Origin of the sequence: Acrocarpospora pleiomorpha (genome assembly GCF_009687885.1) — a bacterium.
In the GTDB taxonomy this organism is placed as follows: Bacteria; Actinomycetota; Actinomycetes; order Streptosporangiales; family Streptosporangiaceae; genus Acrocarpospora; species Acrocarpospora pleiomorpha.
Genome location: NZ_BLAF01000133.1, coordinates 1 through 8,155 on the forward strand (window position 1 = coordinate 1; position 8,155 = coordinate 8,155).

At 69.7% G+C, this 8,155-nt stretch carries 8 protein-coding genes; 4 read left to right on the forward strand and 4 right to left on the reverse strand.

The features are described from left to right. Positions 1–901 (forward strand): HNH endonuclease signature motif containing protein (locus Aple_RS54080; RefSeq protein ID WP_218038953.1); only part of this gene is annotated, 901 nt, incomplete at its 5' end. Positions 902–1,368: 467 nt separating this feature from the next. Here Aple_RS54080 and Aple_RS51345 read toward each other — a convergent pair. Genes Aple_RS51345 through Aple_RS51355 form a run of 3 tightly spaced genes read right to left on the reverse strand, consistent with a single transcriptional unit; the run spans position 1,369 to position 3,596 of the window. Beyond that, on the reverse strand, positions 1,369–2,307 hold the full coding sequence (locus Aple_RS51345; RefSeq protein WP_174890010.1) for a nuclear transport factor 2 family protein: 939 nt from the start codon (positions 2,305–2,307) through the stop codon (positions 1,369–1,371). Between the two features lie 11 nt (positions 2,308–2,318). Continuing rightward, on the reverse strand, positions 2,319–3,071 hold the full coding sequence (locus tag Aple_RS51350) for an SDR family NAD(P)-dependent oxidoreductase (protein ID WP_155352107.1): 753 nt from the start codon (positions 3,069–3,071) through the stop codon (positions 2,319–2,321). Positions 3,072–3,119: 48 nt separating this feature from the next. Continuing rightward, a complete protein-coding gene (locus tag Aple_RS51355) occupies positions 3,120–3,596 on the reverse strand; it encodes a YbaK/EbsC family protein (RefSeq protein ID WP_246265682.1) in 477 nt (158 codons plus the stop codon). Between the two features lie 151 nt (positions 3,597–3,747). Between Aple_RS51355 and Aple_RS51360 the strand changes: the two genes are divergently transcribed. From Aple_RS51360 to Aple_RS51370, 3 genes are all read left to right on the forward strand, one after another. Beyond that, positions 3,748–4,557, forward strand: coding sequence for a L,D-transpeptidase family protein (locus tag Aple_RS51360; RefSeq protein ID WP_155352108.1), 810 nt, complete (start codon positions 3,748–3,750; stop codon positions 4,555–4,557). A gap of 360 nt (positions 4,558–4,917) precedes the next feature. Then, positions 4,918–5,376, forward strand: a complete 459-nt coding sequence (locus Aple_RS51365) for an SAV_6107 family HEPN domain-containing protein (RefSeq protein WP_155352109.1) — start codon at positions 4,918–4,920, stop codon at positions 5,374–5,376. Between the two features lie 517 nt (positions 5,377–5,893). Beyond that, positions 5,894–6,241: a hypothetical protein gene (locus tag Aple_RS51370; protein ID WP_155352110.1), complete on the forward strand. Its 348-nt coding sequence runs from the start codon at positions 5,894–5,896 to the stop codon at positions 6,239–6,241. Positions 6,242–6,618: 377 nt separating this feature from the next. Here Aple_RS51370 and Aple_RS51375 read toward each other — a convergent pair whose 3' ends face one another. Further along, a complete protein-coding gene (locus tag Aple_RS51375; RefSeq protein ID WP_155352111.1) occupies positions 6,619–7,851 on the reverse strand; it encodes an arginine deiminase in 1,233 nt (410 codons plus the stop codon). Positions 7,852–8,155 lie beyond the last annotated feature (304 nt).

Here is an 8,155-nt window from a genome sequence, read left to right on the forward strand (position 1 = left end):
CCACCCCACACACGACCATCCCACCGCCGGTCACGCCACCGCTGGCCACCCCGCACCTGGCGCCGACTCCACCACAGCGTCCGGCACGTCCGACACGCCCGCCGCAGAGGCGCCGCCATCGCAGAGCACATCCGGACGCGCCGACACAGCTGCGGCCGACACCGTCGACCCTGATAGCGCCAACGCTGACACCGCCGGCTCCAGCGATACCCGGCCCGGGACACCTCAGGCCGCCCACGACTCGACCCGCTGCGCAGGCGGCCCCCGCCACACTGCAGGCACGGGTTCAACCGGAGCGGGCACCGGCAGCGCGAACACAGGTTCAGCCGGAGCGGGTGCGGGGAGCGCGGGCATGGGTTCGACCGGGACAGGTGCCGGCAGCGCGGGCTCGGGTTCCGTCGGGGTGGGTGCGGGGAGCGTGGGCTCGGGTGTGGGGCCGGTGGGGGAGGCGTGCAGGACTTGTGGGCATGCGCCGGACCGGCTGGCGCCCGGGCTGCTGATCGCCACCGGGCAGCTGCTGCCCATCTCCGATGTCCATCGGCTGGCCCGTACCTCGAGGCTGGTCCGGATGGTCGTCGACGCCAAGGGCCGGGTGCTGGACATGGGCCGCGCGGTGCGCCTGGCCACGCCGGCGCAGCGGCATGCCGTCCTGGCCCGCTACACCACCTGCTACCGCGACGACTGCGCCATCCCCGCCGACATGTGCGAAATCGACCACGTCCAAGGCTGGGCTGAGGGCGGCACCACCGACCTGGACCAGCTCGCCCCCGCCTGCGCATGGCACAACCGCGACAAAGCAGCCCACCCCGACCGCTACCGCCTCCGCCGCAACGACGACGGCACCTGGACCCTGCTCTACCTCGGCAAAAGAGGCCGCTTCGCCGGACGATTTCGGCGCTGAACCGGACCGGCACGAGCGCGCCACCCACCCGGGCCGGGGAACCGTCCGGGCCGACCCCGCATGCCGACTCCCCGTTTGGTTGGCTCCGCATGCCGACTCCGCGGGCCGACTCTCCGTTTAGTCGGCTCCGACTTCGTCGGGTCCTGCGGCGTGGACCGCGCGCATGCCCGCGTGCCGATCTGCGGGAGATTGCGGCACTAGATCGCCATGACTTCCCCGTCGTCGCCCCCGCCACCTTCACAAGGGACCCGCCACCTTCACAAGGGACCCGCCACCTTCACAAGGGACAATGCCTCACAGTTCTCCCCGGCGATTGACCGCACGGACTCCGTGAAGCTGCCAGGCCTCCTCAATTTGGGCGTCCCAGGACTACTCGGTGTGCACGTGACTGTCCGGAGGTGACGTCAACGAGTCTCGCCTCTCCTCAAGCGACCAGCGCCAACCTTCGACCTGTGATGCCCGACCGCCTAGCGGTCGGTGAGGCCGTAGACGTCGAAGGCGTGGCGGGTGTCGCAGTACTCCCTGACTTCGGTGATTCCGCCGCTGCCATCCAAGGAGAGGACGAAGGCGTAGCGGTTCTCGTAGCGGGCGCCGGTGTGGTGGGTGCCGCGGCTGAGGGCTTCGACGGCGACGAGGTTGGGGGTTTCGGTGATGCGGTGGGCCAGGAGGGTGAGGCCGGTGGGGTAGGTGGTTTTCAGGGCGGGGATTCTGGTGGCTCGCGCGCTGATGAGGACGCGGCCGACGACCAGGAGGCCGGGGTTGAGGTCGACGGGGGCTTCGGGGCCCGCCGTGCGGAGTCGGCCGCCGTCGGCCCACCAGGTGGCGTCAGCCGTACAGAGGGCGAGGAGGCGGTCGGCGTCGGCGGTGGAGATGGCGGCGAGGAAGGCGAGGGCGAGTTCGCCGCCGGGGCCGGTGGGGCCGGCCTCGGGAGGCCAGGGGGAGTCGTCGGTGGAGCGGTGGTTGAGGTTGCGGCCTTCGAAGACGGCGGCGGCGTGGGCGGTGTCGAGGTATTCGCGTACGGAGACGATCAGTCCGTCCACGACACGGATGACGAAGCAGTAGCGGTTGCGGTAGGGGTGGACGCCGCCGAACAGGCCGTCGCCCGCCACCTCCAGGACGGCGACGTCGCCGCTCGCGAACGAGCGCCGGACCTGCTGGCGCACTCCGCCGGGGAAACGCCTGGGGACGCCGGAGAGCAGGTCGCACTTGTCCATCGCGTTCATGCGGCCGTGCAGGGGCCACGGGCGGTCCTCGCCCGGGTCGGTGTCGAAGCGGCCGCTCGCCCGGTCCAGGCCGGTGTCCACCCACCAGTACGCGTCGGGGGCCAGCCACCGGCGGACACCCTCCGCGTCGTTGGCGTCCAGGGCGGTGAGCATGGCCAGGGCCACCGTGTGCGCGTCGGTCATTACTTGCCTGCCTAGATTGAGCGGTGCATGCCACCGTCGACGGTGAAGGTGTCTCCGGTGATGTAGCGGGCGGGCCCGGAGGCGAGGAACACGATCAGGGCGGCGGCCTCCTCGGGTGTTCCGAAGCGCCGGGCCGGGATGAGCTGGCGGGCGAACTCCTCCTGGGCCGCGCGGGTGGGGAAGTGCGCGCGGACCTGCTCGCTGTCGATCCGCCCGGGGGCCACGCAGTTCACGGTCACCTGGCGGTCCGCGACCGCGCGGGAGAAGCCTTTGGACCAGAGGATGCACGCCGCGACCGCGGCCTGGGCCGCCGAGACCCCGAACGGCTCCAGGATGCCGACGAGGTTCACCACCCGGCCCTGGCCCCCCGCCGCCAGCAGGGGGAGGAACTCCTCGGCCAGGCGGCGTTTGGCGTGGAAGTTGAGTTCGAACTGGCTCCGCCAGAGCGCCTCGTCGAGAGTGGCGCCCGCGGGTTCGGCGCCACCGGCGTTGTTGACCAGGATGTCGAGCCGGCCGAGGCGGTCGTTCACCTGGTCGCGCAGGTGCTCAGGGGCGTCCGGGTCGGTGAGGTCGGCCGCCAGGCTGAGGGGACGGGGACGGCCCTCGGCTGCGATCTCCGCCGAAAGGGTTTCCAGGGCGTCCAGGCGGCGGGCGACCAGGACGACCTGGGCTCCTTCGGCGGCCAGCAGGCGGGCGGTGGCCCTGCCGATCCCGGTGCCGGCGCCCGTGACCAGGGCGCAACGGCCCGCAAGCTCCAGATCCACGAAGCCACGGTAGATCCGGCCGACCGACTAGTCAAGCAAATGCTTGATTTACTCCACTTCCGTGGGCGTGCCGTTGGTGAGTTTCAGCAGCTCGTCGTACGTGGTGGGGAAGACGGAGTGCGGGTGACCTGCGGCGGCCCAGACGGTCGGGTGCTTGGCCAGCCAGGTGTCCACCAGGGTGCGGACCGGCGCGGGGTGGCCCAGGGGGGCGACGCCGCCGATGGGCTGGCCGGTGTGCTCGCGGACGAACTCCGGGGTGGCGCGACGGAGCTTGGCGACGCCGATGGTGGTGGCGACCAGGTCGGTGTTCACGCGGTGGGCGCCGCTGGTGAGCACCAGCAGCGGGGCGCCGTCCGCGTTGAAGATCAGGCTGTTGGCGATCGCGCCGACCTCGCAGCCGAGCTGGGCGGCGGCGGTGGCCGCGGTGGGGGCTGATTCGTCGAGCACGACAGGCTCACCGGTTGCGCCCATTTCGCGAAGGATCGCGGCGATATGGGCGATGTTGGGGTGCAACTTTTCACTCACCCGCCAACTCTAAACAGTAAGGAAGGGCAGGAGGCTCGCTTTACGCCCCCATTGCCCCACCAGGGATCAAGTGGCTGTCAAGCGGGATCCAAGCACCCCGTGCGCTACTGTCCTTTGCCAAATGATGGTGTATTTGAGGGGGTTGATGTAGATGAGGGCTCGACGCCGTCATCTCGCCGCCGCGGCGCTGTTATCGGCGGCGGCCGTGGCGCTGACCGGTTGCGCTGTGACGGGTGCTGAGCACGCACGTCCGGCCGCGGTCAGCCTGGACTCTGGAGCGGTCCGATTGGTGTCGGCCTGGGAGCCGGCGCCGTTCGTCGCCCCGGGCAAGACGCTCAAGCTGGGCGCCAAGGGGGCGGCGGTCAAGGCGCTCCAGACGCGGCTCAAACAACTGAAGTACCTTCCCGGCAAGATCGACGGCAGGTACGGCGGCGCCACCCAGGCCGCCGTCTGGGCCTTCCAGAAGGTCCAGGGGCTCAAGCCGTCCAGCACGATCACGGCCAGGACCTGGAACGCCCTGGAACAGCCGGTCCAGCCCAAGGTCCTGGTGCCGAACGGCAAGCCGGACCGGGCCGAGGTCAACCTGACCAAGCAGATCATGGTCCTCTACCGGGGCGGGCAGGTCCGCCTGATCACTCATATCTCGTCCGGCAGCGGGGTGCCGTACGTCGAGTACGCGATGTGGAACGGCGAGCGCCAGCGGTTCTCCGGCGACGCGCGCACGCCCACCGGGAACTTCAAGACGACCTGGCGGCGCAGCGGCTGGCACAAGTCCTACCTGGGCCAGCTGTACAACCCGATCTTCTTCAACGGCGGCATCGCCTTCCACGGCGCGCTGTCGGTGCCGCTCTACCCGGCCTCCCACGGCTGCGTACGGCTGCCGATGCATGTCGCGGAGATCCTCCCGGGACAGCTGGGCACGGGTGTGCCCGTGCACGTGCGGGGCAAGTTCGCCCGCTGACGCACCTCGACGGCCCCGCATCTTTCCAGGTGCGGGGCCGTTTTCGCGCGCGGACAGTGCCATTGATCGAACCCCTGTTCGGCGAAGTGCTTGACTTTGACCTTGGTCGAAATTATGTTCGAGGTGTGAGCGTGGGACTCGCGGCCTGCTCTCACCCAAGAGGGGCCTGCGCTCCCCGTCGTCGGCGGAGACGAGTGGGAGCGCGGCCCCGAAGCTTGGGCCGGACGGGGAGAGGGGAAGCTCCTCGTCCGGCCGGTGCAGCGACCTGGAGGAACCGCAGGCGGGAAATGTCGGTGGCGTCTGCGAGTCTGATTCCACCGGCGGAGACCGCCGGAGGCCACCAAGCCCTAGGAGGCTGGCATGACCGGACCGCACAACGGGCCCAGCAGCGGGCCCGGCGCCGGGCCCAGTGGGCCCAAGGTGTCGCGGACCGTTCTCGCACACCTGACGGACGCCCGCGCCTGCCTGGCGGACGCGACCCTCGCGACATCCCCGGCGGAACGCTACATCAACGCCCACCTCGCGGCACTCCGCGCGGCCGCGGCGATCCTGGCCGCCCGCCCCCAGCCCATCGACGGCCGCCGCCGGCGGCTGCGCAGCGCCTGGGAACTCCTGCCCGAGGCCCAGCCCGAACTCTCCCAGTGGGCCGCCTACTTCGCCATCAGCGCCAAGAAACGCGCCGCCGCCGAAGCCGGCCTCATCCACCTCGTCAGCCCCCACGACGCCGACGAACTCATCGCCGAAGCCGAGGGCTTCGTCACCATCATCGAATCCACCCTCGGCGTCGTCACTCAGCGCACCCTCCCCATGGCGGGTTGAAGAGAACACTGGCGGGCGGGTTAGAGCACCTACACCTGAGCAGGTTGCCGGGTTGCTCACCGTCTATCCGGCGCCTCTAACGCTGGCGGCGGTTCTTGGGTGGCGGTTCTCGTCGGACCGGCGCCACGATCAGCAGCGGCATCCTGTCTGGTGTTCTAAGACGCCATCACCACCCCCAACACGACGGGCCCCCGACCGACCCGACGCTGACCGTTCCCTTCCCCCAGGGTTTGCTCGCCGATTCCGACCCTTCTCCGCTGGCTACACCGTCACTGGCTACAACATCGCCGGGCAGGGCGACCGCCTTCGGCATGCCCTCCGCAGGCGGGCACCTGATCCCTCGGTGGAACGGGTGGAACGGGGTGGGGGAACAGGGCGGAACGTGGTGTCACGTCTGAGAAGTGCAAGCAGCCGAATGTGCGACTCGAAAGAAGGCTGGGACACTTTGATGACAGAACCCCGAGTATCCGCATCCAATCTCAGGCGTGGCTTCCTCAGGCGCGGCATAGTCGCGACCGTGCTGGTCGCCGGCGCGATCGCGCTCGGTGGTGGACCGGCCTACGCGATTCCACCGACTCCGGGACACCCCGAGGAGGGTGGTGACTTCCTGACGGTCCTGACCTTCCATGACGGGCTTGGCGGCCCCGCGATCGGCCAGACCTGGTTCGGATGTCCCGGCGTGCCGCAGCAGTCGTGGGGCACGACCACCGGCATCACCACCATCGACTTCCTTTCCTGCGCGGCTTCCGGGGACCCGAGGATCCCGGACTGGGACGACGAGAACCCGTTCCCGCTGCCTCCGCCGCCGGACCCGGAGCTCCCGCCGGGAGGCCCGCCCGGCTGCACCCTTTGCCAAGAGCCCTAACCCGCGAAGGGCCAGGGGCACGGCCGAACTGGTTGAGTCCGACGCTGATGTGTGTACTGGGCATGGGCGAGACCGGTTTCGGTCGGCCCCGGTGGCTCTCCGGTGGGCACCATGGCGACGGCCGGATGCGAAGAGCCCTAACCCGCGAAGGGCCAGGGGTACGGTCGAACTGGTTGAGTCCGACGCCGATGTGTGTACTGGCATGGATGAGACCGGGTTCGGCCACCCCGGTGGCGCCAGAGGCCAGAGGAGGGTTACAGGTCAGACCCGGTATCCCGGACTGCGGTCACCTTCCGGTATGAGCAACACGGCATGCTCGGCGGGTGCCATGACGACGGACGGATCCGGCGGGTGCGGACTTTCGGGTGAAAGTCGGGTTAGATGCCGTCGCGGTCGAGGGGGCAGCTCATGCAGCGGGGGCCGCCGCGGCCGCGGCCGAGTTCGCTGCCGCGGATGGTGATGACCTCGATGCCGTGGGAGCGTAGGTAGTTGTTGGTCGTGGTGTTGCGTTCGTAGGCGATGACCACGCCGGGGGCGATGGCCAGGACGTTGCAGCCGTCGTCCCACTGCTCCCGTTCGGCGGCGTGCACGTCCTGGACGGCGGTGAGGACCGTGATGTCGGCCATGTCGAGGGCGTGGGCGATGGCCTGGTGCATGTCCTCGGCGGGGTGGTCGGTGACCTTGAGTTCCCGGTCGGTGGCGCCAGGCTCGATCGTGTACGACGGCAGCATGCCCAGGCCCGCGTACTTGGTGAAGACCCCGGCGTCCACGTTGGTCAGCACCGTGTCCAGGTGCATGAACGCCCGCGCCTTCGGCAGGTTCAGCGCCACGATCTTCCGGGCCGAGCCGGCGCGGAACAGCTTCTGGGCGAGCATCTCGACGGCCTGGGGCTGGGTGCGCTCGCTCATCCCGACCAGGACCGCGCCCCGTCCGATGACCAGGACGTCGCCGCCCTCGATGGTGGCGGGGGCCATCGGGGTGCCCTCGTTCCAGACGTGGAAGGCGGTGCCGTACCCGCTCGCGAACGTGGGGTGGAATTTGTAGATCGCTTCCATGTTGACCGTTTCGCGGCGGCGGGCCTTCTTCCGCATCGCGTTGATCGAGACGCCGTCGTAGATCCAGCACGAGGTGTCCCGGGTGAACAGATGGTTGGGCAGCGGCGGCAGTACGAAGTCGTCCGGGCCGAGGGTGTGGAAGGCCAGCGACTTGGGGTCGCAGCCCAGCTCCATGATCTCCCGCTTGGTGATGCCGCCCGTCAGGTACGGCGCGAGCGCCTTCTCGTCGAGCGCGTCCAAGGCGTCGCGGATGGCGTCGGTGGCCAGCGGCCCGAACCAGCGCTCGTCGACGCTGGCGTCCAGGATGTGCTTCCTGGCCTCGGGGATCGTGATCGTCTCCCGGAGCAGGTCCAGCAGCGGGAGGATCGTGACGCCGCGCTCCCGCAGCACCTGCTGGAACTCCTGATGCTCCTCGATAGCGCGCTGCACCCACAGCACGTCGTCGAAGAGCAGGTCATCCTTGTTGCTGGGGGTGAGCCGCTTCAGCGAGAGGTCCGGCGTGTGCACCAGCACCTGGTGGAGCCGCCCCACCTCGGAGTCCACCCGAAAAGTCATGATCCCCCCGGCACGAAGCACATGCGGCATTCGGGACCTGCCCGACACAAGGGCTCACAAACCGCGCACCCGCATTGCCACGGCATCGGCGGGCGGAACCCGAGGACGAACAAAGGGCGGGTGGGAGAACTCCCCTTCCGTGGCTGCTGACCTCGCCGGGCAACCATGGCGATGGCGGGGCAGAACCCGGGGGAAACAAAGGGAGGGCGGGTGCGAGAACCCCGGATCGGCTGGCGTTTCGTTCGGGCGGCCATGGTGCCGGCGGGGGCGGGCGGAGCCCGGAACGAATCAAAGGGAGGGTGGG

What these genes read in the sequence shown, in the direction of transcription:
- Aple_RS51360 (WP_155352108.1), top strand. Translation starts at nt 3,748, where the DNA reads ATGAGGGCTCGACGCCGTCATCTCGCCGCCGCGGCGCTGTTATCGGCG.
- Aple_RS51365 (WP_155352109.1), top strand. Translation starts at nt 4,918, where the DNA reads ATGACCGGACCGCACAACGGGCCCAGCAGCGGGCCCGGCGCCGGGCCC.
- Aple_RS51375 (WP_155352111.1), bottom strand. Translation starts at nt 7,851, where the DNA reads ATGACTTTTCGGGTGGACTCCGAGGTGGGGCGGCTCCACCAGGTGCTG.
- Aple_RS51345 (WP_174890010.1), bottom strand. Translation starts at nt 2,307, where the DNA reads ATGACCGACGCGCACACGGTGGCCCTGGCCATGCTCACCGCCCTGGAC.